Source organism: Clostridium beijerinckii (assembly GCF_036699995.1).
Lineage (GTDB): Bacteria > Bacillota > Clostridia > Clostridiales > Clostridiaceae > Clostridium > Clostridium helianthi.
Genome location: NZ_CP144906.1, coordinates 3,607,989 through 3,634,055, shown reverse-complemented (window position 1 = coordinate 3,634,055; position 26,067 = coordinate 3,607,989). Strand labels below are relative to the sequence as shown.

Here is a 26,067-nt window from a genome sequence, read left to right as displayed (position 1 = left end):
TTAGATGAACATATTTACAAAGTTGCTAAGACTTTAAGCTCATATCTTCACTAGAAATCATAAATATATTTGTGGAGAAAACATTTGAAAATGAGCTGTTAAAGGTTCTTAGCTGTAGGTTGTTCCATTTTAGCTTGTCAAACTGAAAGTTGGAGCATGCTAAAGTGGATGCAACCTGCTGCTTAGAACCTTCAGTGATATTTTCATAGCTTTTCGGAACAAAATATTTATGATTTCGGTGAGCTATATGCATAAGTTCAGGTCTAAGTTGGTTTATCTATAGTCTAAGGTTAATAAGAATACTAAATGATACTACAATAATAAAAAATATTAGTTTTATGGCAAATTTTCTTTTGAAGTTTCCAAAAATCATGATTGTATTTTTTATATCAAGCATAGGGCCAACAACTAAAAAGCCCATTACAGAGTTAACTGAGAATTGTTTTAAAAATCCTTTAGCAATGAATGCATCTGATGTTGAACAAACTGAAAGCACAAAAGACAATAATATCATTGCAATTAAGGGGCTTATATTACCGCTCAAAATTGGAATGTTGGTACCGGCAGATACTATATTTTGAAAAATGCTAGATAAAAATGTACCAATAATCATAAACTTTCCTATATTAAAAAATTCATCGCCAGTGTGAATAAATACTGCTCTGATTTTTTGCGGCTTATTCCTTGAATAATCATAGTCATCATTACAAAAACCGCATTCGCAACTTAGTCCATCATTATTTATATTTAATATATCATCGTCTTTCCTAGTTAGAAAATGCATAATTAAACCAACTAGAATAGAGATTATTATGCCTGCAACAATCCTATAAATTACAACCGCTTTCATACCTTGAAAGGCATATATCGTTGAAATTATAGCTATTGGATTTACTATTGGGGCAGATAACATGAAAGTAATACTAGCAGCTATAGGAACTTTTTTCTTTATGAGTCCCTTAACAATAGGAATAGTTCCACAATCACATATTGGGAAGAGTAAGCCTGCAAGAGCTGCAATAACACATGACAAGAATATATTTCTTGGAAAAAATTTGATAAATGTATCCTTTGGGATGCAAATTTGTATTATTGCAGATACAAAACTTCCAACTAAGATAAATGGGATACCTTGAATTAATATGCTAATAAATACAGTGTAAAAATTTTTAAACTTGTCCAAATAGTATGAATACCCACTACTATCGGTAATAGATAATGCAGCAAAACACGTAAATGATAATATTAGAAGGCTCATGTAAAACATGGTTTTAATTGCAGAAAAACTATGGCTACTAATTTCTCTATATTCGTCTTGATGTATTTCTTTAATATTTAATGAAGGCGCATGCTCTAATAAATTAGCAGTTTCATTAATTCTTTTTATTTGATTCTGAATATTTAAGAAGTCTTTTTTGTTGATATTATTTATATTGTTTAATATTATTGTCTTGCTATTATAGATTTGAGTACTTAACATACTTTTCATATTTCTGAAATAAATGAAGAACTTTTTCGTATCAATTAAGGTTACGATGTCGTCAATTCTGCATAACTTTCTTAAATTTTTATTATTAAACATATTAATTATAGAGTTGGAATTTTTCATACCATTAACTTCAATAAATATTCTATGGGGAGAATATATTTCTAAAATTTTGTTTATATATTTTTCATTAATTTCTTCATTAGAAGTATTTTCAATGTTTATAATATTCATATTTTCATTTGAATTTATAAATTCATTCTTTATTTTGCTTTGTCCAAATTCATCTTGGATGACAACAATAGTTTCATTTTGTAAATCGCAATTTTTAATCATAGAATTTATAAAGTTAGTTTTTCCAGACTCTAAGAATCCTAGTATTATTTCTATTTTTGTTTTCATATAAATCTCCTTGTTGCAATGTATTTGCATTTAAATGTATTATATTACCATATATGTAAACAAACAAGAATAATCTTGCAATATTTTTTGGCATTATTTTTATATTTGAAATTGGTAAGATGAGTGTGAATTTAGTAGAGGTCTAGATAATACTCTTTTTATAGGCGCAATAGATTTTAATAAAATGATTAAAAATAGTTAAGCTATATAAATAGAGAAGGAAAGTCGACTCACTTCGTCACTTAGTAATTTCAATTGACCAAATTATATATTATAATTGGTTTATCTATATAGATACCTCATTGAAAATTTGATTTATACTTTCGGGTAAATGTTGTATAAGTCTAAGTTATATATTGTTTATCCATATAGATAAACAATTTACAAATTAGATGAACATATTTACAAAGTTGCTGATATTTAAAGTTTGTATCTTCACTAGAAATCATAAATATATTTGTGGAGAAAACATTTGAAAATGAGCTGTTAAAGGTTCTTAGTTGTAGGTTGTTCCATTTTAGCTTGTCAAACTGAAAGTTGGAGCATGCTAAAGTGGATACAACCTGCTGCTTAGAACCTTCAGCGATATTTTCATAGCTTTTCGGAATCAAAATATTTATGATTTCGGTAAGTTACTACATAAATTCAGTTTTAGAGTTGGATATCTATAAAAGGGAAGGGAGCGGTATGAAATGAAATACCATACGTTGTTATTTGATGTTGATAATACATTACTTGATTTCGATGCAAATGAAGAAGAATCGTTTAAGAGTTTAATTAGAGATAAGGGTGAAATATATTCAGAAGAATTGTATGAAGTTTATAAAAAAATGAATCAAGGCATGTGGGCTGATATTGAACTGGGGAAGATTAAAGTAGATGAAGTATTAAATACAAGATTTTCTAAGTTAATGTCTAAGTATGGGAAGAGTATAGATGGTGGAGAGTGGGAGAAGACCTATAGATCGTATTTAAATCAAGGAGTGCAATTAATGCCAGATGTCCATGAGGTTTTGAGTAAACTGCATGAAAAGTATACTTTATATATTATCACTAATGGAATTGCCAAGACCCAGCATTCAAGAATAGATGGTGCTGGAATTTCACAGTACTTTAAAGACTGTTTTATATCAGAATATATAGGTGCTAATAAGCCGGCAATTGAATTTTTTAACTACGTCAAGGATCATATTAAGGGGTTCAATCAGGCAGAAACATTAATTATTGGAGATTCTATCACATCAGATATTAAGGGAGGAAATATCGCTGGAATTGATACTTGTTGGCTTTGCAAGGAGGGAACAGTAAATGAATCATCAATATCTCCAAACTATGAAATACATTCGTTAAAGGAATTACTTCAAATACTATAATGATAAGAAAATAATAACTTTGAATTTTATTAATTGGTTTGATTTGGGATGATTAAATTAAATTTATAGGTTATAATGCTATTAAAAGTAACTATGATATCTAACGAATAAAGGAATTTAAGTCAATTATTAGAGGAAATATATCTTAGTAAATAAGCAAAAACTAAAAAGAAAATTAAGTTTAGTTAAGCATATTAGGTATCTAATGATAAGGTTACTAAAGAGATATCAATAGTAAAAGGGAGGAATTAATATGAAATTAGGAATTGTTGGAGCTGGGATGATAGTAAAGGATTTTCTTTCAATTAGTCATCTTTTGAAAGATATAGAATTAGAGGCTATTTGCGGAACTCCAAGAAGTGAAGATGCATTGAATGAATTGAAAGATAAGTATGGGATTAAGAAGGTTTTTTGTGATTATGATGAACTACTAAATAGTGATTTAGATATAATTTATATTGGTGTACCAAATAATTTACATTTTGAATTTGCTAAAAAAGCATTGGATGCTGATAAAAATGTTATAGTTGAAAAGCCATTTACATCAACATATAAGGAATCATTAATTTTAAGTGATTTAGCTAGGAAAAAGAAATTATTCTTATTTGAGGCTATAACTAATCAATATTTCCCAAACTATAAAAAGATAAAAGAACTGCTTCCAACTTTAGGAAATATAAAGATTGTTCAGTGTAATTATTCTCAATACTCTAGCAGATATAACAGCTTTAAAGAGGGGAAGGTATTGCCTGCTTTTGATCCTAAATTCTCTGGTGGCGCATTGATGGATTTGAATATTTATAACATTCATTATGTAGTAGGTTTATTTGGTAAACCAGAAAATGTTGAGTATTATCCAAATATTGAGAGGGGAATAGATACATCAGGTGTATTAATCTTAGATTATGGAAAATTTAAATGTGTTTGTGTTGGTGCAAAAGATTGTAAGGCACCTATAGCAAATAATATTCAAGGAGATAAAGGCTGCATATATCAAGACACTCCAGCCAATGTTTGTAAGAGATTTGAATTGCTTATGAATGATGGAACTAGCTCAGAAGTAAATGAAAATAATTATGAGCACCGTATGGTTAATGAGTTCATTGAATTTTCAGATGCTGTCAAAAATAATGATTTAGAAAGATGTTATAAAATGCTAGACCATAGCTTGATAGTTAGTGAAGTTCAAACAATTGCTAGGCATAAAGGTGGAGTAATATTCCCAGTAGATGATTTTACAGAAACAGAAAGTTAATTTGAATTTTGTAATAGGATAGCACAGCAGCTTATGTATCAGGCATACTAATCTTAGACCAATGTATGCCTGGTTTTTTATCAGATAGTAATATAAGTCAGCTGCTGCATGATGCTGATTTTTTATGAAATTAATCTATTTATATAATCTAAATCTAAGCTATTATCAATGATTTTATACTCTTTATTTGAGTTATCATAGTCATTGATAATATTAATATATTCTTTCCCCTGTATGATAATCTCGGTAGTAATCCTGCTTTTATCATAAATGAAAATATAAATAGAACCCTTTGTTTTATTTGCTGTACTACCATAATGTCGAACTAATTTTATGTTGGAAATATTAGCTAAAATTTCAGTTATTTTATCCTTGTCTTTAATTGACCTATCTTGTCTCGAAAGTGTACTTCTAATCTCTATTTGTTCAATATTTTCTTTGTTATAATTATTTAATAAAAAACTATTCAAAGTTCCAGGTTTATGATATAAGTAATATCCTGTTCCTAAAGCCAATATTAATAAAATTGAAAAAAGCAATATTGAAAATTTCTTTTTATTTCTCATAAATAATAACTCCTAATATACAAGTTGTGTAAGCCAAATTATACCATAATATTAAACTGAATTATATTTCAAAATAGGTTTATATATAAATCTTGTTTTTTAAAGTAACTTTTATTGACTGCGAGTACAACAAGGAAATGTGGGTGATAAGTATCATGAATTGAGATAATTTATATTATTGGCATAGCTAGGGAATTATTAATCTTAATGCACAAATGAATTATAAATTAATACAATGAAAGTGAGTTAATTATTTGTAGGAGAATCAATAATATTTTATGGAAAACAATAATAATCAAATGAGTAATAATGATCAGATGAACAATGATGATCAATTACAGATAGCAATTCAGGGGGCAAAAAAAGCAATTCAAGGAGAAAGAGAAGATGAATTGTTTTATGATTATCTTATTAGTGAAGCGCCAACAAATGAAGAGAAAGAAATAATATCATCTATCAGAGATGATGAACGAAGACATAATATGTTGTTTAGAGGGATCTATGAAGATTTTACAGGTGATATGGATGCTACAATGGAGGATGAAGAAGATTTTGAAGTCCCTGAATCATATTTAGAAGGTATCAAGAAAGCTTTATTTGGAGAGCTAGCAGCAGTAGAAAGATATAGAGCTATTAGGAGAGGACTTCCTGAAGGAGTTTACAGGGATGTATTATTTGATATAATTACAGACGAATTAAAGCATGCTTCAAAATACAATTATCTATTTACATTAAATAGTATTGGAAATAATGAATCTATGAATAGAAGCTTAATGAGAGAAGACACAGTTATTACAGAAAATATAGATAACACAAATGATCTTACTCCAGATGATTGGGTTAGCTACATTTCGCCACTAGTTAATCGCGCTTTAACAGAATCAAAAGAAGGGGTTAACTCTGAGCATTTGTATCAAGAATTTATATTATCAGGTGTACTTGTTGGCTTAGGAAAGAATCCTAATGAAGCCATGGAACAGGTTGAAGAGTGGCGAAAATCAGGAGATTCAAAGAAATTAGCTATGAGCAAAATGAGCAGATATTTTAATGATTTAGATAACCTTTAAATATTTTTTAATACCGCAACACTCATGAATGTTGTGGTATTTTATTAAGAAATATTCATGATAAGTACCTATTAAGATTCATATTCATAATATAAATTATTAATAAATTCTTTGGAGAAAGATATGTTTGATATAAGTCCATACAGAACAATGATGAGGGCATTAGAAAAAGCTACTGCATATAGAAGAGACGGAATAATTTATATATTTGTTACAGGTGAGATGTCAACGCCATGTGATGAAGTTAAAATAGTTGGTACGTATCCAGGCAATATTGTGCATATAAAAGATCCAGGCGTAGCAGAACTTTTTATTAAAATGGGGCGTAAGTCTGAAGAAGAAGGGGAGTATTGCATTCCTATAGTGATGCCATTTTTTATTGAGGAAGAGATAGAAGATTCGAATCATGATGAAGTAGCAATTTATGTGAATGACAATTTGTATAAAAGAATAGAGATCGAAGAGTGGAATGAGAGATTTGCAGGCATGAGAAAGGAGTAATGTTATACATTTACAGTATAGTAAGTTAGATTTTTATTGTTTTGTAATTATGAAAGAATCTATATACCACAATATTCGGGTATGTAGCTAGATTTGTGTAGAACAAATCTACTACATTCTTTTTTTGTTTCATGGTAGATATGAAATAGTATACTTTAAAATAATAATGGAGGATTCTAAAGGAAATTCCACTCTCAAATTGTCCATAGCCCATTTTCAATTGTTACTAATCAAGATATTATCTTCTTGATTGTATAAGCACATTTTTAGGTAAGGGATACGTTGATTTATATTCAACTTATTAATGCTCTCCATGGCAATTTAAAAAAATGGATTAACAGGTTCAATGGTGTTGCAACAAAATACCTAAGTAACTATGTTAAGTGGTTCAAATGGCTTCAAATATTTGATGCAGATAAAGAGATAATAAAGGCTAAAAACTTTATAGTTCAAAGTAATGTAGCACATTCATATTGCAAAGTAAGAGATTTAAAAAATAGAAAGCCAATGTATGTATAGCATATGTGGTATTTTGTAAGTTATGTTATAATAAGTATTATAAAAAACTATAATCAAGTAAGCAATAGCAATTAATTAAGAGCATCATTTAAAAAGGAGGTTCGTTAATGAAGATTATTAGCAAAACTAATGGTATTAATTTTGGAGTTTCAAGTGAATTTAAAAGCGAATATCTTGCACCAATAATACAAAATTTACTGTTTAAAGCGGAAAATGAGTGGGATGATTATAATGAAGTTTATCATTGTTGTAAATTAATTGAGAATGTAAAAAGCAATGAAAATATGAATATGGATTTTCATATTATGAAGAAAGACGAAAAATGTTTAGGTGTTGCTCTTGTTAGTAGTGGCATTCTTGATTATAAGACGTTTTTTAAAGAACCTATACAGATAAACGAAGAGGATAAAGACATTTTGATATTCAACTATTTTCATATAGCCCAAGAAGGCAGAGGAAATGGAGAAATGTGGTTGAAGAACATAATACAATATTATAAATCTAAACATTATAAAGCAATTTATTTAAAATCAAGTCATCCCAAGGTATTTTCTATGTATAATCGTTTGGGTATAGAAGTAGGAGAATATTCAAGTTATAGTGATAATAATTTATTTCATAGGAAAGGAAAAATATTTAAAATTACACTTTAAAGACATATATATAAATATTTCATAATTTTCATATATATTAAGTATTGTAGGTGGGAAATCCCACTTATAATTTTTATAGGCTATATTTCAACATTATATTAAAGCATAGCCTATTTTTAAGATAATTCTAGCCTTCTACTCTACATATTTAATTAAAGCTTCTCTTTCTAGTATTATTACTTTTTTATATTTTAGTTTAATATATCCTAGTTTGCTAAAGTAGTTTAGTATCTTAGTGGTTGTAACTCTATTTAGGCCAATGCAAGAAGCAATTTCTTCATGAGAATAGGGAATGCAATCTTCGCTTATATTTTTATCTTTATTAGGAACAGCTGTCTGTTGCAGCAAAAAATTAGCTACCTTTTCATAACGATTATAAAAGTAAGCTTGGTTAAGCAGACTTGAAAGATGATTACATGTATTTGAAAGTAACTGAAAAAGTAGAATCATCAATTCTTTTGATTGAGTTAGGTAAGGATATAGATCTTCTAATGAACAAGAAATCAATTCAACATCATTAACTGCACTTACTGTAGTAGGCTGTTTTGAACTTTGAATGAAAGATGATTCACCAAATATTCTACCTTTTTCAACTATCTCTATTGTAATTTCACTACCGTCTTTTGAAGAAGAATATACTCTCACTCGGCCAGCCTTTATTAAGTATAAATGGGTTGCGTTATCATCTTGCATATAGATAATATCATTCTTATTATATGTTAATGATTTTCCAACTTTTTCAAAATAATAATATAATTCTTCTGGAATTTTTATTTTATCCAAATTTTTCACCTTCTTTTATGAGATTGTAACATAGATTACATTTTTGTTTCAAGTATTATGGTATTCTGTGGGTAGTGTAAAAAATATATGAAAAATCAATCCAACTACCATTTAATGTTAAATTATGTTTGCTAGTTGCCCTTGACACACCTAAAGATAAATGGTCTTAGGCAGTTAAGGACGGGTGAATGATAATTTTGAACATGACTAATAGACCCGCCTATTGAGATATTTTACCATTTATCTTTGTGGGCGTGTCAAGGGTGCGTTTCACCAACTGCTTTAGATCATTAGGCAGTTATTGTACAGTTATTTAGAACAAAGTCTTGAGATAGTTCAATAAATTTGCACCATCTAGTAGGCATGTTGGACATTGACTCTAACTCTTCAAGGATTACAGGAGTTTTGCCTTCAAGGGCAGAATGTGGTCTTAGAAAGTTAAAGTATGCCACAAACATAGTTACAAATGCAACCGACCCGTTAGGACTTCCGAAGCCAGTAGTAGCTCTATAATTGCCTTTAAAGGTTCGGTTAAGACGTTCAATAATTTGCTTCAATGGCCTATATTCTTTTGAAACTTCATCTTTATTGGTTAAGCCTATAACTTGAGTAACATCGAATTTTATACTATGGCTTGCAAAGAAGTGCTGTGCAAGAAGATATATAGGGTTACCATCAGTTATAAGATTAAGATCTTCAGGTATTTCTTTTAACTTACTTAGAACATCATCGATGGCTTTTACAGCCGTTTCGGTATCTCTATGTGGTGATACTCTGTAAGATAGAATAATCTTTTTAACAGCATCAAAAAAGAAGAAAATATAGTTCCACTTACCGTTAACTTTTATGTAGGTTTCATCGCCGCAGAAAGAGTCAGAAAGTTTATAATCGTAGTTATCTATAAATGGCTTAACTACAATTGAAACGGCATTAACATAGTTTAAAATTGCTTGATGAGATATTTTAATATCATGAATATCTTTAAGCAATGCAGCTGTCTTTCTGGAAGATAAACCGTAGTTAACGTAGTAAGTTAGAATGAGTCCTAAGGTGTAAGAAGAAATCATAATGTTTGGAAGAGAAACCTTTGATTTTACCGGACTTTCTTTAGAAAGTGGCTTAAAGTCAAAAGTGAAATCTCTAAATATGTATCTAACTTTGAACTTACCAGGATTCTTCTTAAAATCTTGTTTTTCAGATTTTGTCATTGATTTAAGATTATTTTGGTAAAAAGAGCAATTATCATTCTTACACTTATAAACGTAGAAATCCTTACGCGCCTTGATTCTTTCAAGTGTTTTACTGCAGTGAGGACATCTTAACACTATGGATTTCTGATAGTAATTTTTAGGATTGAATGTGGTATCACAGACTTTGCAAAGATATTGTCCTCGGCCTCCGTTATTATCGTAAAGATAGGTATGTGGAGCACCACACTTAGGACAGATAACATCCTTAGGAGCTAACGCTTTGTTTTTGCGAGGTTTCACAGGAGCAAATTCTTTGCCGTGCTTAAACTCATATTCAGCTATTAGAAGCTTATAGTTAAGTTTTTCGGGAACATCAAAGATTGGTTGATCATCTACTTGAAGCTTTCGGTATTCTTTCTTAACAGGTTCGTCCGAAATGCTTTTAAGCAAGTTTTTGCCAACCAGCAAAGTCATGAGATACTTTATAATTTCAATAAGATAAATTACAGTTTCAAGAAGAAACTTATTAATCATGGTAATAGCTTGCCTCCTTTTTTAGTTCAGTGTTTTTGTTTTGCAAGTATAAAATATCTTAACTTTTTGGGGGTGGCAAGTTATTTATATAAAAAATAAGAAAAATTAAAGGGTTGCTGCCTTAGTTAGATAAAAAACTTTGACAGTACCTTCTGTGTCTTGGGGTGATAATATGAAAGGAAAAATCAATAGTTTAATTTACATTCTTCTAGGAAATATATTAATAGCTTTTGCTATTAGCACATTAATATTAGAGAATAATATTATTGTTGGTGGAGTTACAGGATTAGGAAGAGTGATAAATAATTTTACTGGGGCAAGCTTGACAATAGTTGTGTACATTATAAGCATTGCATTATTTTTATCGGCATTATTTTTTTTAGGAAAGAAATTTGCTTTATCTACTTTAGTATCAACATTTTTATTTCCTATTCTTTTGGACTTTTTTGAAAAGCATGAAAATCTGCATAATTATTGCAATGATATATTATTATCATGTGTCCTTGCAGGATGTTTAATAGGAATAGGAGCAGGACTTATATTAAAAGCAAATGCATCATCTGGTGGAATTGATATTATAGGAATTATAATAAATAAAAAATTTAATACTCCAGTTCATATCACTTTAAATGTAATTGATTTGTGCATCTTAACTTTGCAAATTACATTTTCAAGTGTTACTAATGTATTGTATGGCCTGGTTGTTGTATTTTTAACTTATTTTATGTTAAATAAGACTTTAACTTTTGGAAAAGAAATGATACAAGTAGTTATTATGAGTGATCATTATGATGAAATAAAAAAGGCTATTATCTCAGAGGCAGATACAGGAGTAACTTTATTGCATGCAGAAAAAGGATACTCAAAAGTTGAAGCAAAAGCTATCAGCACAGTTATTCCAGCTGAAAAGCTGCAAAAAGTAAAAAATATTGTTAATAAAATTGATTATAGCGCTTTTATAACAGTGTCAGACGTTAGGGAAGTTGGGGGAAGAGGATATACGCTAAATCGTGCATATGACAATTTAGAGGTGTCTACAACGTAATTTATAAAAAATGATTAATAATAGAAATTTAAATGCTCAAGGTGAAATATTTATATATATTTTGCCTTGAGTATTTTTTCGTATATAAAATATATTCTATAGGAATTCTGTTATAAATACTGTATTATAATAATGTTATTTTAAATAAGTTGTAGAAACTATGTTAAGATATAAAAGTTAGTATATTTAAAAGAGAGAGGATCATATATGGATAAAGATGAAACATTAGTTAACGATAAATTTGAAGGTCTAACTGCACATGAAATTTGGGAAAAGTTATACAATAAAGAACTTGGCTCTAAAAAAAGTATCTTAGAATACATTGATTTAACAAAGGCATTAAAAAAGGGAAATGCAAGTGAGGAACAGATTACAGATACATATAATTATATCTACGCTAAAATTGATAGTTTAAAGGATTCCATAAAACCTAATACAATAATGTACTTAAAGAATGCTTTAAAATCACAACTTGGAAAGTATGTTAAAGAAAAAGATCCAAAGCCAATAAATCATTTTATAGAGTTCTTTAAAGAGGCATATCCTGAAAATAGTAGAAGAAAAGATTTTACGTGGGTGTTAATGGATATAAATAGTATATCAGAGGAGCAGGCATGGACTACTTTGACTTATATTAATAGAGAGTGCCTAAGTAATTATATGACACTAAGTTCTGCTCAGAAAAAAGATATAATAGAAGTAATCGAAAAAGTGATTGATAGAAAAAATATTAAATTCATAAATAATATGAAAAGTCTTAAGCAATTTACTGATATTTTAGGGATAAATATCATAAATGATGGTAAAGGATTCAAAGTAAAACATAAGATTATCTAAAGTTATCTAATACAAGCTATCTGTACTACTTTTGTTAATATTTTTATAGATTATAATTTATCATACTGGTTAATATATTACTGCAAACAAAATATTAATTAAGGGAGGTAGATGTATATGTCATCAAACAATAGTGGAAGAAACAGAACATTAGTACCAGAAGCAAAACAAGGATTAAACAGATTAAAAACTGAGGTTGCTTCAGAAGTAGGATTAAATGATTACGAAAATCAAGATAAAGGAAATTTATCTTCAAGACAAAATGGATACGTTGGCGGATACATGGTTAAACACATGATTGAAAGCTACGAACAAGGTTTAAAGTAATTAGTAACATAAAATAATAGAAAGCCATTTCTTCGCAATATAATAGCTATCCCCTTGCGGTTAAAAAGCCAGCAGAGCACTATAACATTGTTATATTTGTTCTGTTGGCTTTTTATAATTTTTAAAGGCATATATGCTAAATGATTATAGATAAACCACCTATAGTCTATACTTATGCGTATATCTCACCGAAATAAGAATTATGCTGTTGTTCCAGTTTCTAAGGAAATTATGATGGATGATTCTAAGATTACAAGTTGCATCCAACATGCTAGCCTCAAAGGCGAGCTTTGAACTAGCATACTTGGAACAACTTTTAATCTAAGAATCAGAGCCATCAAATTCCTAATGAAACATTTCACAAAAGCATAATTCTTATTTCTAGTTGGGATATATTTCATAATATAAATCTATCGTATAATTGGTTTATCTATAAACTATGCAAAATAAATGAAAAGAGGTTATAATTAGTAATATAATAAATGCGTTAATTCCAATAAATCATATTTGCTTGCAACGCTTTATAAAATATAGATAATTAGCATAAGATTTATTTGTTAAGGAAGTATGCAGAAAATTATTAAGCCGTGGAAGTGAGAGTATTGGATCATGTTATAGAATTGTTTAATCATTACGGATATATAGCAGTGCTTATAAGTTTAGTGTTAGAATTAATAGCATTTCCTTTGCCTGGTGAAGCACTAATGACTTATTGTGGATATGTTGTTTATATGAATAAAATGAGTTACCTGCTCAGTATTATAGTGGCTACAAGTGGGGCTATAATAGGTATTACTATATCATATTTCATTGGCAGGGCATTAGAAATAAAATTAATTGAGAAATATGGATGCTATATTCATCTAAATAAAAATAGGATGGATAAGATTTCAACATGGTATCAAAAATATGGTGGTATATTGTTGATTGTAGCATATTTTATTCCAGGAATAAGGCATATTACAGGCTACTTTTCTGGTATGACTAAGGTATCATATAAAAAGTTTTCAGTTAGTGCATATTTAGGCGCATTAATATGGACTACTACATTTATATCATTGGGAAGGGTTCTTGGAGCAAACTGGAATAAATATAATGAAATATCAAAATGGTATCTATTAATAGCAGTTTTAATCGCTATATTACTGATACTTCTTTATATAAGCTACAAAGAAAAAATAAGTGTATTTTCTAAATTTCTAAAAGAAGAGTTTTGCAAAATACTTTATTCAATGCTTAAAGCAAAGGTATTGGTTACTGGATTAGCAGTTTTGTTTTTTATATTTATAGTTGTTATGATAGAATTTAGTTAAGATTAGTAAGTTAAGGTTTGATAGAGAGTAAAAAATAAAATATATTCGCCAGTGATTTTGCTGTCTTAAAGAATTTATTATTTAAGTTAAATTGGTGAAGATTACTCTTGTGGATGTAGAGCATGAGATGAAATTTATAAAAAAGGATGATGCAAATGAATATTACATATGTTGAACATAGCTGTTTTTCAGTTGAACTTGATAAAGTGGTTTTAATATTTGATTATTTTAAAGGTCAGCTTCCAGATTTTGATCCAGAAAAGACAATATACGTGTTTTCAAGTCATAATCACCATGACCATTTTAATATAGATATTTTTCAGTTATTAAATAAATATCCAAATGTTGTGTACATTTTTTCAAAAGATATCAAGAAGAAATTTGGTAGAAAATTTTTTAATACTCATGGTGTTGATGATGATATTTATGAAAAAATAGAATTTATAGATATTAATAAAACTCTTGAAATATCAGGTTTGAAAATAGAGACCTTAAATTCCACAGATGAGGGCGTAGCATTTATTGTAACAGCAGAAGATAAAACAATCTATCATGCAGGAGATCTAAATCTATGGTGGTGGAATGGAAGAGATCAAAAGGATAATGAAAGTGCAAGAGAACGATTTGAAGAAGAAATTAATAAAATCAAGAATAGACATTTTGATGCTGCATTTGTAGTTTTAGACCCTAGACAAGGAGAAGAATTTTACTTAGGATTTGATTATTTCATGAAAAACACTGATACAGATAAAGTGTTTCCAATGCATTTTTGGGGAGACAGTTCGGTGATAGAACGATTAAAGGAAATGAAATGTTCAGAAGATTATCGTAATAAAATATTTCTTTAATAAATTAAAAAAGAGTGAGTATTATGTTGTTAAGTTTTTTAGCATATAACAAACAACAATTGGCACTCTTTTTTGCTTATTATACTTAGATATCTTGGACTACTTCAATAAATATAGATACATTATATATGTTGCGATTATAAGCCTACATTTAAAACTTTAGTAAGCCAAAGCTCAATTAAGACAAAACGTAGAATCTCAATTGTAATATATAAGTTATAAGTTCTAAAAGTTATAGAAGTTTTAGTCATAAAGTCTATCTTAAACTATCACGTAATATAAACCAAATACTTTTCTAGATAATGAACTATATTATTTGGAATCTATATTGAGATGTTTATTTACAATTAAGTGTTTAATCAAAGTTACTCAACTCTTTTAAATGGGATAACATTATTCTTTTTAGGCATATCTGTGAAAGTATCATCTTCGATTTCCTTTTCAGTAAAACTTAAATCAAGATCTTTATTTAGTAGTTTAATAAATGATATAATTCTTTCTCTACGAGTTTGAAATAGCATTTTGTTCATTAAAATTCTCCTTTTCACAAAAATTAATATGAAAATAGCTTGCCCTCAAATGAATAAAATATTCAAAATTAGGTACAACAATTCTATAATTTAAAATATATAATTTAATAAAAATAGCCCCTTAATTAATAAGGGGCTGGTAAAAGAGAAGAATAACGGCCGGGGGTGCAATTTAATAAGTTTGAATCTCGTATCAAGAGTAGTTTATGAAACATTGTAATATATATTCAAGTTATAATTAGTAAAAATAGAGGTTTTTAGGATATATTGCTTGAATTTATTAATGGGTACTTATAATCAGTTATTTTTAAGATATAAGCTAGATTTTCTTTTTCATATTATATTAAAAACTGGCTAAACGTAGGCAACATGTTATATTAATACTATTTTTTCTAATATTTTTAAAGAGTATAAGTGCCATTTACGGTTAATATATTAGTGTCAAAAAAAATTAAAATAAACCAGTAGAAAATACAAGCAAACCCTCCTTATGCAACAACTTTGGCAATATAACCTACTGGTTTATCTGATAAAATAGAAAGACTTCTTAAATATATTAATAAATAAAGGAGAATTAATTATGGATTCTATAAACAAAATAGATAGTGAAATTTATGAGATGGAACAAAACCTGCTAAATATAATAAAGGAAAAAGTTGATTTGTTCGATCCTGAGGTAATTGTTGCAAGCGACCGATTAGATTCTATTTTGGACGAGTATAGCCATTTAATTCAATTAAGCTAGATTAGAGATCTAGATAAAAAAGAGTTCTTTAAAGAGGAGCTCTTTTTTTGTGATATAGATAAACAACGTTAAATTTAGATTTATGATATAATCCACCGAAAGTAGAAACATTGTTATTTCACAGGACTATGAAAATTTCGCTGAAAGCGCTAAATTGCAGGTTTCACCATTAATGCTTGCTCCCAATTTCATTGTGACAAGCATTAATGGAACAACCTACAATTAAGAGCTTTTAACAGCTTATTTTCAATGCCTGCTGCATAAAAATGTTTCTGCTTTCTAGTATTGTATTTATTGTAAAGTATAAATGAAGTTCTTAAATTGTTTATCCATATAGACACAATTTAATAATTTTACTTATGCATTTGATTAGTTCTTCGATTTACATGAGTTAGCTTGTTTATATGTCAATTTCTTGGTTTAGATATCTATAAAAATATATATATAAGACAATCATAAACTATACTTGGACTATGAAATATTCTTCAATCAGAAATGAGTGATATACTTTTGTAACCACAAGGGTCATAATATGGAATGTTTCATTGGTAATTTTGATGGGGGTGATTCTTAATTGAAATTCCAAATCTATGATTTGGTCAATTGAAATTACTCAGTGAACGAAGTGAGTCGAGTTTCCTTTGAACTATTCCAAATGTGCTAGTTCAAAAAGTGAGAATCGAAAAGTGATGCTTCAAATTTTACATTTGGTAAGCAGAAATTTCCCTGTGAGAGCTAGCCTTTGAGGCCAGCATCTTGGGTGGAACTTTATAGCCTTAGAATCACCCATAAGAATTACCTAGAAACTGGAACAAAAGTTTATATCTTCACTAGAAATCATAAATATATTTGTGGAGAAAACATTTGAAAATGAGCTGCTAAAGGTTCTTAAGCAGAGAACCCAAATCTTTGATTTGGTGAGAATCGCTTACTCAGCGAACGAACGTGAGTCGAGTTTCCGCTAATGGTTGTTCCATTTCAGCATGTGAAGTGAGAGTCCAAAATTTTATTTTGGGTTCTCGAACTTCCTCAGCGAATGTAATGAGTCGAGCTTCCCTAGGAATGTTGGAGCATGCTAAAGTGGATACAACCTGCGGCTTAGAACCTTCAGCGATATTTTCATAGCTTTTCGGAATCAAAATATTTATGATTTCGGTAAGATATCACATAAATGTAGTTTTAAAGTTGGATATCAATAGAAATTGATTTATTTTTGGGCGATTATTCCGTAGAAGTCTTCGCCAATATCTATAGTTGATATGGTTGAAAAATTAAGTTCATCTAATAGTTTTATTAAATCCATCCTGTCTAATCTACGTTCAATAGGCGGTCCAAAATCACTATCAATCTTTTCCCATTCAAGTATAGCAATTTTCCCTTCTGGGCATATTATTCTTTTTATTTCATTTAAAAATCTCTCTTTTTCTTCGACTTCATGAATTATATTACTTGCAAAAGCAAATGTGACTGAATTGCTTTCTAATTTTAAGTAATTTTCTTCTGTTAAAATAGTCTCAACATTCGATATATCATTTTCAATTATTTTTTCTTCAACATCTTGCAGCATTTCATCTGATATATCAAGTGCTAATATCTTACCGTTTTTCCCTACAATTTTAGAGGCGGGAATAGTAAAATATCCAATGCCGCAGCCTATATCAGCCATTACATCTCCAGTCTGCAGATCAAGATTAATAAGTGTCTGTTCAGGTGGCAATATTTTTCTTCTCTTTTCATTTTCTATCTTGAGCGTGTCTTTTGCATCTAGTTTGTGTGTCATCATATTAAAAATACACCTCCTAAAATTTGTTTCAGGCATATGAAAGATAATAATGGACCAAAGATTCATTGGATATTTTGTATGGTTTTTCTACCAACACTACCGTTTTGTCTTGAAGAAAGTTTCATTTATTCATAGCCTTCGTGTCCTATATAAGTTCAATTAAATTAATCTGGAATATAAAATTCTGCATTAAAGGTTTCACATAAAAAGATATTAAGAGTACATAAATATTATGCACTTTCAGTAAATAATTATTAACCATAATTATAGTTTTTAGTAATAAATATTGCATTTGTTAAATATAATATCTTGAAAAAATAGAAAGAGGAATGTTATGGAGAATATAAGTAGTGGAAATGTTACAGGTAGTACTGGCGAAAATATGATACCAAATACAGCTGGAGGTGCCACTTTAAGTGCAGGAGGCGCTACAGGAAGTGCTAATGGGAATGTCACAACACCAAGTACTGGAGGTGCTACATTAGGTGCAGGAAACATTACAGGAAATGCCCCAGCAAATACTGGAACAACACCAAGCACTGGAAGTGCTACACCCAAAATAGGTGGCTTGAAGATACAATGTTTCAGAGGAAACGATTATATTCCAGTAGATAGAGCTAGAATAACAGTAAGAGGACAATCTACTTTAGGTAATGACAGAACTATTGAGTTAATTACTAATGTAGTTGGATTAACTGATATTATAGAACTACCAGCACCACCATTGGAATATTCCTTAAATCCTAATAGTAATCAAATACCTTACAGTTTATACGATATAACTGTTGAGAGGGAAGGGTTTAATCCTATAATAATAAGAGGATGCCAAGTATTTCCTACAGAAATTGCATATCAGATATGTAATTTAGAAACTAATTTAGGCAGAGGCCCTATGAGACAAGAAGTTATAGAAATACTGCCAAATACTTTGAATGGAAATTTTCCTCCTAAGATACCAGAGGCAGAAGATAAGCCATTACCACCGCCAACTTCAGGGGTTGTATTACCACAGCCTGTAGTTCCTGAATTTGTCATTGTTCATCAAGGTGGTCCAAATGATCCATCAGCACCAAATTATAAGGTGCCATTTAAAGATTATATTAAAAATGTTGCTTCATGCGAAATATATTCAACTTGGACAGAATCAGCCATAAGAGCGAATGTTTTTTGTATTGTATCATTCACATTAAACAGAATCTTTACTGAATGGTATAGAGGTAAGGGAAAAAATTTCGATATTACAAGTTCTACAGCTTATGATCAAGCATTTAATTATGGTAGAAATATTTATGATAACATAAGTGAAATTGTAGATGAAATTTTCTCAACATATATAAGAAGAGTTGGAAAGAAGCAGCCACTTTTTGCACAATATTGCGATGGAAAGAGCGTTACTTGCCCTAACTGGTTAAGTCAATGGGGAAGTCAGGAATTATCACGCCAAGGTCTTGGACCATATGATATATTAACGCGTTACTATGGCAATAATATTGAATTAACAACAGCTGAGAAGGTTGCAGGAATACCAATGTCATACCCAGGAAGAGAATTAACACTTGGGTCATCTGGACCAGCTGTAAGAGCAATTCAAGGTCAGTTAAACAGAATAGCAAGAAATTATCCGCTCATTCCTAAGATAGCTGAAGATGGAAAATATGGACCAAAGACAGCTGCAGCAGTTAAAACATTTCAACAAATATTTACATTACCTCAAACAGGAGTAGTGGATTATGCAACATGGTATAGGATATCAGATATTTATGTTGGAGTAACAAAACTTGCAGAGCTTAATACAACTGAATCAAGCAGAAGCTTTAGAAAGAATGAATTTAGACCACCGGTTATACCTGGATTTGATGATGAAAGGAATATTCCAAGATTTTATTATTAAAATAAAAGTGTGCCCTTTAGAGTAAAAATATACTTTAAAGGGCACATCTATATATCTAACTTTAAAATTAAATTTAAGTGGTAACTTACCGAAATCATAAATATTTTGATTCCGAAAAGCTATGAAAATATCGCTGAAGGTTCTAAGCAGCAGGTTGTATCCACTTTAGCATGCTCCAACTTTCAGTTTGACAAGCTAAAATGGAACAACCTACAGCTAAGAACCTTTAACAGCTCATTTTCAAATGTTTTCTACACAAATATATTTATGATTTCTAGTGAAGATACGAACTTAAATACGTAGCAGCTTTGTAAATATATTCGCTTAGTAAGTCGAATTTTTAAGTTGGATATCTATAATTTGTTTTATTTTCCTGGGATATGGGTTCTTATTAATTCAGTTGGAGATAATATTTTATCAATGATATCTTCAGGTAATATTTGTTCTTCTAGAAGAATCTCTCTTATGGTCTTTCCAGTTGCTAAGGCTTTTTTTGATATTAAGCTGGCTTTATCATAACCTAGGTGAGGAACTAAGGATGTTGCGGAAACTAAGGAATTTTCTAGGTTTTCTAAACATCTATCCTCATCCATTTTTAGGTCATTTATGCATTTATCTTTAAAAAGTGTGACGCTTCTTTCAAGAAGTTCTAGGGATTCAAGTAGACATTCTGCTATAAGTGGAGTAAAAGCGTTTAGTTCTAATTGTCCCATAGAACTTGCCATAGTTATGGCGCTGTCATTAGAAATAACTCTTAAGCTTACTTGAGCAACCATCTCTGGGATAACAGGATTAACTTTTCCTGGCATAATTGTTGAGCCTGCCTGCATCTTAGGAAGAATTACTTCTCCTATTCCACCACGAGGGCCAGAATTAAGGAGCCTCAAATCATTTGAAATCTTAAGAAGATTTACGCTGCACGATTTTAAAAGTCCAGAAGTTTCTACGAATATATCACAGTTTTGTGTAATGTCCATAGGGTAATCAGACCTTGCTATTCCAAGACCAGTAAGGTTTTGGATAATATCTGTCATCATAAATACATATTTATTTGTAGCATTTAAACCTGTACCTATAGCAGTGCCACCAAGGTTTATCTGTCTTAATCTTTCTTCCACTTTGTATATTCTCCATCTATCTCTTTCGATAGCTTTAGAATATGCTCCAAAGCTTTGCCCAGCAGTCATTGGAAGTGCATCCATTAACTGAGTTCTTCCAAGCTTTATTATATCTGAAAATTCATTCTCCTTAATTTGAAGAGCTTCTTGCAAACTTGATAAAGAATCACTTAATTTTCTTATCAATCTAATTGCCGCAATTCTAAGGGCAGAAGGGTAAACATCATTAGTTGATTGGGACATATTAACATGGTTAAGAGGATGAACTAAATTGTAGTCTCCTTTAACTCCACCTAACAATTCAATAGCTCTGTTAGCGATAACTTCATTTACATTCATGTTAGTAGATGTACCAGCTCCACCTTGAAATGCACTTAGTTTAAATTCATCATCAAATTTTCCGTCTATAACTTCTTCGCTTGCTTTTATTATTGCATCGGCTTTTTCGGGTTCAAGAAACTTTAATGTTTTATTTGTCATAGCAGCAGCTTTTTTTATAAGTGCAATTTCTCGTATTAAATTTAAATTTATACTTTTGCTGTTTAAATCAAAATTCTCCAAAGCTCTTGCTGTATTTATCCCACTATATGTAGAATTATCAATATTTCTTTCACCTAATACATCTTGTTCTAATCTATAATCCAAAATGAACACTCCTTAATATTTTTGTACTGATAATAAATCATCAATACTTCTAGTCATGTATTTATAAGAATCATAGACGCCTTGATTATAAAATTCTAATGCTAATTCATCTATGATAAAGTTTAATATCTGGCTTGACGCTAAATCGCCTAATTCTTCTCCTCTCTCATTATAAAAATATTCTTTTATTGAAGAAATCATATCTTCACGTTTTTCTTTAGTTAATTTAATTTTATCTTTATCTTTCATCTTAACCTCCGCATTAGGCACATGAACTAAAATAATAGTTTAAAAAATGCGCTGAATATTTAGCATAAGTCAAAAAAGTAAATTAAGTTCATAACAAGTCCATTAGCTAAATTTATTAGCACAGTATGACGCGAAATCTACAAACATACTGATCCATTATTTTTTTGATTGTGCCTTAAATAAAGAATTATTTTGCAATGTATATATTTATATTTTATATTATAATAGAATAGGCAACTTAAAAAAATATTTTTGAGTAATTAAAATTAATTCAAAGGAGAAATAATATGAGTTTAAATACAACACCGTCTGGAGAAAGAGTACATATTGCTCTATTTGGTATGACAAACGCTGGAAAATCAAGTATTATAAATGCACTTACAAATCAAGAAATTTCAATTGTTTCTGATGTTAAGGGGACAACTACAGACCCTGTTTATAAAGCTATAGAAATTCTTCCGATAGGACCTTGTATGATTATTGATACAGCAGGACTTGACGATGAAAGTGAATTAGGTGAGTCAAGAAAAAAGAAAACTATTGAAGTTTTATCAAAAACAGATGTTGCATTAGTAGTGGTAGATGCTACTGTTGGAGTTACTGAAAATGATAGATCAATAATAGATCAAATAAAGGAAAAGAAGATACCTACAATTTGTATTTTTAATAAGGCAGATAAGAAAAGCATAGAAAAAGAAGAATTAGCTGAGATAGAAAAGACAATTGGAACTACTGTTGTTTCAGTTTCTGCATTAAATAAAAATGGAATAGATGAGCTTAAGCAAAAAATTATAAGTGTAATACCAGATAATGAAGATAAATTTAAATTAGTTGGAGACCTTATAAGCCCAGGAGACTTAGTTGTTCTTGTTACACCTATTGATAAGGCAGCACCTAAAGGAAGATTAATCCTTCCTCAGCAGCAAACAATAAGAGACATAATTGAAAGTGATGCTATAGCTATTGTAACAAAAGAGCATGAGCTAAGAGAAACTCTTGAAAATTTAAAGAAAAAACCTAAACTTGTTATAACAGATTCACAAGTTTTCTTAAAGGCATCAGCAGATACGCCTAAAGATATTATGCTTACATCATTTTCAATATTGCAAGCAAGATATAAGGGAGATCTTATGGAGCTTGTAAAAGGAGCTAAAGCAGTAGAAAGTTTAGAAGATGGTGATTATGTATTAATCTCAGAAGGATGCACTCATCACAGACAATGTGACGATATTGGAACAGTTAAAATACCAAGATGGGTACGTCAAATGACAGGGAAACAAATTAATTTTGAATATTCTTCTGGAAATTCCTTTACTGATGATGTTAAGAAATACAAACTTATCATTCATTGTGGAGGATGCATGTTAAATAGAGCTGCTATGCTTTCAAGAATTGGTAATGCAGTTAAATATGAAATCCCAATCGTAAATTATGGAGTATTAATAGGATACGTTCAAGGAATTCTAGAAAGAGCACTTGAACCTTTCCCAATGGCAAAAGCAATATATGATGGAGATTTTAATTAAATAAAACTTATTAAAAGTAGAAACATTGTTATTTTGCAGGACTATGAAAATTTTGCTGAAAGTACTAAATTGCAGGTTGCATCACTAATGCTTGCTCCCAATTTCCTAGGGAAGCTCGACTCATTACATTCGCTTAGGAAGTTCAAGAACCCAAAAGAAAATTTTGGACTATCACTTCACAAGCGTTAGTGGAACAATCTACAATTAATAACTTTTAACAGCTCATTTTCAAATGCCTGCTGCATAAAAATGGTTCTACTTTTTAGTTGAAGTATATTTTTTTATATAAATCTAGCTTTATGCAGTAACTTGACTAAAAAAGGATTATGCAATAAAAATCAATTATGTTTTGATGAAAGGATTTTAATTAATGAGATATTTAAAGAAAATACCTTCTGCAGATAAGGAAGTTAGTATTAAGCTAATATCAGAGGGATGGACAAAACTAAAAGAGCCCTCTAATTTTGGGATAGCAATGTTACTATCAGTGCCTTTTATGCTTATAAATGGGATTATATCTATTGCTATTTACTATTATTTATATCCACAATTGAAAGAAATTTTTAGCAGTAGTGGGCATGGCTTTAGTATTAATTTCACAGTAAATTTATTTACTCTTATATACGTTGTTGCAATTTTCATCTTTATGACTATACATGAATTTCTTCATGCTTGTTTTATACCTAATGTATTTAAATCAAGTCAAATATATTGGGGGATAAATGGCTTTTTCGGATTTGTTTACACTACTGAAAAAGTCAAAAAGAGCAGATTTTTAATTATTTCTATTATGCCTTTCATTTTGCTGTCAGTTGTATTACCTTTTATTCTGAATTTTTTCGGATGGTTAAATGGATTCACTATATTTCTGTGTTTATTAAATGCAATGGGTTCATGTGTTGACTGTCTGAATATATGTTTAGTAGCAATTCAAGTTCCAAAGGGTTCATATATTGTTAATAATGGATTTGAAACATATTTTAAGTAATTTAGGATTATGAACGTAATATTCCTACATTGAGTTTTATAGGTGGACAATCTCACTTATAATTTTTTCAGGCTATACTTCAAAATCACATTAAAACGCAGCCAAAATAAAGATACCAATATTTCAGTTTAAGAAAAGTTGGTATTTTTATTTTTGCATGATAGTTGATATTAGAATGTCTAAATCACTTTGTTGGAGGCACAAAATTTTAGATGATATCAGAAGCGTATATGGGTGTTGGTATGTGGTTCAAATGGATTAAAATATTTGATACAGATAGAGAGATAATAAAGGCTAAAAGCTTTATAGTTCAAAGCAATTTAGCACAGTCATATAGCAGAATAAAAGACTTAAAAATAGAGAGCCAATGAATGTATAGGATATGTGATATTTTGCGAGTGGTGTTGTAATAAGTGTTGTGTAGCACTATAATCTAATGAACAAGTGCAAATATGTAATAATAAGGAGAATCAATGTTGAGTATTATCGGAATTATAATAAGTATATTTTTGTTAACATCCACAGTTCTTACTTTAGGATTTATAAAGAAAAAATTCTCAATAAAGAAGATATTTAAAATTATTATTACTATTTTACTCTTAATTTGCTGTATTATATTTGGTGCTTATAAATATTTCCAAAGGTCAAGCAGCTTTATGTTTACCAAAACAACGACTCTTGGCCAAGAAAATATAGATGGCATTCAAATGTATGAGAGTATTGATAGTAAGGAATTTATACAAAAATACGGGACAAATCTTGAAAAAATTGATAATGCACTATTTAACTACTATAAACTAAGTGATGGTTTAGAAATTGCTACAAATAAACAGAGACAAATTATTAGAGTTATTATTAACAGTGAAACCAACAGTAATATGAAGACAAGTAAAGGTATTAGGTTAGGGAGCTCAGTCGATGATGTGATTAATGCTTATGGGACTAACTATTATAAAAGGACTGAGGAACAAATGCCTAGCTCGCCAGTAATTGGATATGTAGATCATGAGAAAAAAGTAACAATTGAATTTTGGAATGCAGAAGATAAAGTAGTAGAAATAAGATATGATATTACTTCCATGGAATAACATCATATATAATCTGTAGATTTGACGTGGTAGTAAGTGAAAAAAGATGTTTTTAAAGAAAATAAAGCTAGATTTGATATAATATTTCAAGGATAATAATATCATATTAAATATATTAAAAGTAAAGGAGATGTTTTGAATTATGGTTAATATATTAAACCTTAATAATTTGCCTAATGAATACACAATAGATTTTCTAGGAAAAGCTAATACTTCATATTTGGGTAAAGCAGCTGGTAGTGAGAAAATTTATATAAATATTGACAGAATATTACCAGGAGCTAAAAGCGCTAAATATCACAGCCACACAAAACAAGAAGAATTTTTTATGATTATTAGTGGATGTGGAACTCTGAGGATGGATGGTAAAGAATATTTAATAAAAAAGGGAGACTTTATTGCTAAAACTGCAGGAAAAAATATAGCACATCAATTCATAAATACCGGGAATGAAACATTGGAAATATTGGATGTTGGTACTAAAGAAGAAGGCGATATGGCATATTATCCAGATGAAGATGTATATTATTTAAGTGAGCAGAAACTTATTTTTAATGGAAATAGTAAGTTAAATGGATGGGATTCTGAGCCAAATAAGTAATTTAGGAATATAGTTCTATGAACGAGAATAATGTGTGATTGAGTTAATTCACAGTTTTCTTTCAGTATACATAGGAAAAATAAATAGTAGATTGAAATATCACATTATTCAGTATGAATTTGTGATATTTTTTTGTTACCCAATGCTAAAATAAAACGTGATAGTAAATTATGAGGTAGTAAGTAAAAAACGTAGATTTTAGTA

General features: G+C 29.5%; 24 protein-coding genes and 2 pseudogenes. 18 read left to right on the top strand and 8 right to left on the bottom strand.

All coding sequences use genetic code 11. The features are described from left to right. Nucleotides 1-277 precede the first annotated feature (277 nt). Nucleotides 278-1,888 (bottom strand): permease, encoded by a 1,611-nt coding sequence (locus PZA12_RS16720; protein ID WP_103699237.1) that lies wholly within the window; start codon nt 1,886-1,888, stop codon nt 278-280. A gap of 692 nt (nt 1,889-2,580) precedes the next feature. Between PZA12_RS16720 and PZA12_RS16715 the strand changes: the two genes are divergently transcribed. Together PZA12_RS16715 and PZA12_RS16710 are read left to right on the top strand one after the other, a co-directional pair. After that, nucleotides 2,581-3,261, top strand: coding sequence for a YjjG family noncanonical pyrimidine nucleotidase (locus PZA12_RS16715; RefSeq protein WP_103699238.1), 681 nt, complete (start codon nt 2,581-2,583; stop codon nt 3,259-3,261). A gap of 253 nt (nt 3,262-3,514) precedes the next feature. Continuing rightward, entirely contained in the window at nt 3,515-4,516 is a 1,002-nt protein-coding gene (locus PZA12_RS16710; protein WP_103699239.1) for a Gfo/Idh/MocA family protein, read from the top strand. 122 nt (nt 4,517-4,638) lie between these two features. Here PZA12_RS16710 and PZA12_RS16705 read toward each other — a convergent pair whose 3' ends face one another. Beyond that, nucleotides 4,639-5,082: a hypothetical protein gene (locus PZA12_RS16705; protein ID WP_103699240.1), complete on the bottom strand. Its 444-nt coding sequence runs from the start codon at nt 5,080-5,082 to the stop codon at nt 4,639-4,641. A gap of 278 nt (nt 5,083-5,360) precedes the next feature. Between PZA12_RS16705 and PZA12_RS16700 the strand changes: the two genes are divergently transcribed. The 4 genes and pseudogenes from PZA12_RS16700 to PZA12_RS16685 all read left to right on the top strand — a co-directional run bounded on the left by PZA12_RS16700 (nt 5,361) and on the right by PZA12_RS16685 (nt 7,822). Then, nucleotides 5,361-6,149, top strand: coding sequence for a ferritin-like domain-containing protein (locus PZA12_RS16700; protein WP_103699241.1), 789 nt, complete (start codon nt 5,361-5,363; stop codon nt 6,147-6,149). Nucleotides 6,150-6,272: 123 nt separating this feature from the next. Next, the gene (locus tag PZA12_RS16695) at nt 6,273-6,650 is read left to right on the top strand and encodes a hypothetical protein (protein ID WP_103699242.1); all 378 of its coding nucleotides are present in this window, start codon (nt 6,273-6,275) and stop codon (nt 6,648-6,650) included. Nucleotides 6,651-6,932: 282 nt separating this feature from the next. Then, nucleotides 6,933-7,169, top strand: a pseudogene (locus PZA12_RS16690) (IS1595 family transposase); the annotation flags it as partial. A 107-nt stretch (nt 7,170-7,276) separates the two neighbouring features. After that, nucleotides 7,277-7,822: a hypothetical protein gene (locus tag PZA12_RS16685; protein ID WP_078117497.1), complete on the top strand. Its 546-nt coding sequence runs from the start codon at nt 7,277-7,279 to the stop codon at nt 7,820-7,822. 135 nt (nt 7,823-7,957) lie between these two features. Here PZA12_RS16685 and PZA12_RS16680 read toward each other — a convergent pair whose 3' ends face one another. Beyond that, entirely contained in the window at nt 7,958-8,614 is a 657-nt protein-coding gene (locus PZA12_RS16680) for a Crp/Fnr family transcriptional regulator (protein WP_236886673.1), read from the bottom strand. A 281-nt stretch (nt 8,615-8,895) separates the two neighbouring features. After that, nucleotides 8,896-10,329 carry a DDE-type integrase/transposase/recombinase gene (locus PZA12_RS16675; RefSeq protein WP_168983577.1) on the bottom strand — a complete coding sequence of 478 codons (1,434 nt, stop codon included), beginning with the start codon at nt 10,327-10,329 and terminating at the stop codon, nt 8,896-8,898. A gap of 172 nt (nt 10,330-10,501) precedes the next feature. On the opposite strand from PZA12_RS16675, the gene PZA12_RS16670 reads away from it, so the two are divergent. The 5 genes from PZA12_RS16670 (at nt 10,502) to PZA12_RS16650 (ending at nt 14,699) form a co-directional block, all read left to right on the top strand. Beyond that, nucleotides 10,502-11,374 (top strand): YitT family protein, encoded by an 873-nt coding sequence (locus PZA12_RS16670; RefSeq protein ID WP_103699370.1) that lies wholly within the window; start codon nt 10,502-10,504, stop codon nt 11,372-11,374. Between the two features lie 207 nt (nt 11,375-11,581). Continuing rightward, nucleotides 11,582-12,211, top strand: a complete 630-nt coding sequence (locus PZA12_RS16665) for a hypothetical protein (RefSeq protein WP_181006056.1) — start codon at nt 11,582-11,584, stop codon at nt 12,209-12,211. Nucleotides 12,212-12,328: 117 nt separating this feature from the next. Then, nucleotides 12,329-12,538: an alpha/beta-type small acid-soluble spore protein gene (locus PZA12_RS16660; RefSeq protein ID WP_061114876.1), complete on the top strand. Its 210-nt coding sequence runs from the start codon at nt 12,329-12,331 to the stop codon at nt 12,536-12,538. Nucleotides 12,539-13,140: 602 nt separating this feature from the next. Continuing rightward, entirely contained in the window at nt 13,141-13,851 is a 711-nt protein-coding gene (locus PZA12_RS16655; protein ID WP_103699371.1) for a DedA family protein, read from the top strand. A 155-nt stretch (nt 13,852-14,006) separates the two neighbouring features. Then, nucleotides 14,007-14,699 carry an MBL fold metallo-hydrolase gene (locus PZA12_RS16650; protein WP_103699372.1) on the top strand — a complete coding sequence of 231 codons (693 nt, stop codon included), beginning with the start codon at nt 14,007-14,009 and terminating at the stop codon, nt 14,697-14,699. A 365-nt stretch (nt 14,700-15,064) separates the two neighbouring features. Here PZA12_RS16650 and PZA12_RS16645 read toward each other — a convergent pair whose 3' ends face one another. Continuing rightward, nucleotides 15,065-15,229, bottom strand: coding sequence for a hypothetical protein (locus PZA12_RS16645; protein ID WP_155715526.1), 165 nt, complete (start codon nt 15,227-15,229; stop codon nt 15,065-15,067). Between the two features lie 580 nt (nt 15,230-15,809). Here PZA12_RS16645 and PZA12_RS16640 point away from each other — a divergent pair. Further along, on the top strand, nt 15,810-15,974 hold the full coding sequence (locus PZA12_RS16640) for a Spo0E family sporulation regulatory protein-aspartic acid phosphatase (RefSeq protein WP_077841109.1): 165 nt from the start codon (nt 15,810-15,812) through the stop codon (nt 15,972-15,974). Between the two features lie 1,207 nt (nt 15,975-17,181). On the opposite strand, the gene PZA12_RS16635 is transcribed toward PZA12_RS16640, so the two are convergent. Beyond that, entirely contained in the window at nt 17,182-17,757 is a 576-nt protein-coding gene (locus tag PZA12_RS16635) for a class I SAM-dependent methyltransferase (protein ID WP_103699284.1), read from the bottom strand. A gap of 334 nt (nt 17,758-18,091) precedes the next feature. Here PZA12_RS16635 and PZA12_RS16630 point away from each other — a divergent pair, with 334 nt between their 5' ends. Then, a complete protein-coding gene (locus PZA12_RS16630; RefSeq protein ID WP_173708272.1) occupies nt 18,092-19,648 on the top strand; it encodes a peptidoglycan-binding domain-containing protein in 1,557 nt (518 codons plus the stop codon). Nucleotides 19,649-20,013: 365 nt separating this feature from the next. Here the strand turns inward: PZA12_RS16630 and PZA12_RS16625 are convergent, their stop codons facing one another. Beyond that, nucleotides 20,014-21,411 (bottom strand): aspartate ammonia-lyase, encoded by a 1,398-nt coding sequence (locus tag PZA12_RS16625; RefSeq protein ID WP_103699283.1) that lies wholly within the window; start codon nt 21,409-21,411, stop codon nt 20,014-20,016. A 12-nt stretch (nt 21,412-21,423) separates the two neighbouring features. Next, entirely contained in the window at nt 21,424-21,660 is a 237-nt protein-coding gene (locus tag PZA12_RS16620; RefSeq protein ID WP_103699282.1) for a DUF2164 domain-containing protein, read from the bottom strand. Nucleotides 21,661-21,947: 287 nt separating this feature from the next. Between PZA12_RS16620 and hydF the strand changes: the two genes are divergently transcribed. The 5 genes and pseudogenes from hydF (at nt 21,948) to PZA12_RS16595 (ending at nt 25,863) form a co-directional block, all read left to right on the top strand. After that, nucleotides 21,948-23,186, top strand: coding sequence for a [FeFe] hydrogenase H-cluster maturation GTPase HydF (hydF, locus tag PZA12_RS16615; protein WP_023973830.1), 1,239 nt, complete (start codon nt 21,948-21,950; stop codon nt 23,184-23,186). A 370-nt stretch (nt 23,187-23,556) separates the two neighbouring features. After that, nucleotides 23,557-24,174 (top strand): DUF3267 domain-containing protein, encoded by a 618-nt coding sequence (locus tag PZA12_RS16610; RefSeq protein WP_103699281.1) that lies wholly within the window; start codon nt 23,557-23,559, stop codon nt 24,172-24,174. A gap of 245 nt (nt 24,175-24,419) precedes the next feature. Beyond that, a pseudogene (locus PZA12_RS16605) lies at nt 24,420-24,553 on the top strand (IS1595 family transposase); the annotation flags it as partial. 94 nt (nt 24,554-24,647) lie between these two features. Further along, nucleotides 24,648-25,262, top strand: a complete 615-nt coding sequence (locus PZA12_RS16600) for a hypothetical protein (protein ID WP_245160064.1) — start codon at nt 24,648-24,650, stop codon at nt 25,260-25,262. 142 nt (nt 25,263-25,404) lie between these two features. Then, a complete protein-coding gene (locus tag PZA12_RS16595) occupies nt 25,405-25,863 on the top strand; it encodes a cupin domain-containing protein (RefSeq protein ID WP_103699279.1) in 459 nt (152 codons plus the stop codon). Nucleotides 25,864-26,067: the final 204 nt, after the last annotated feature.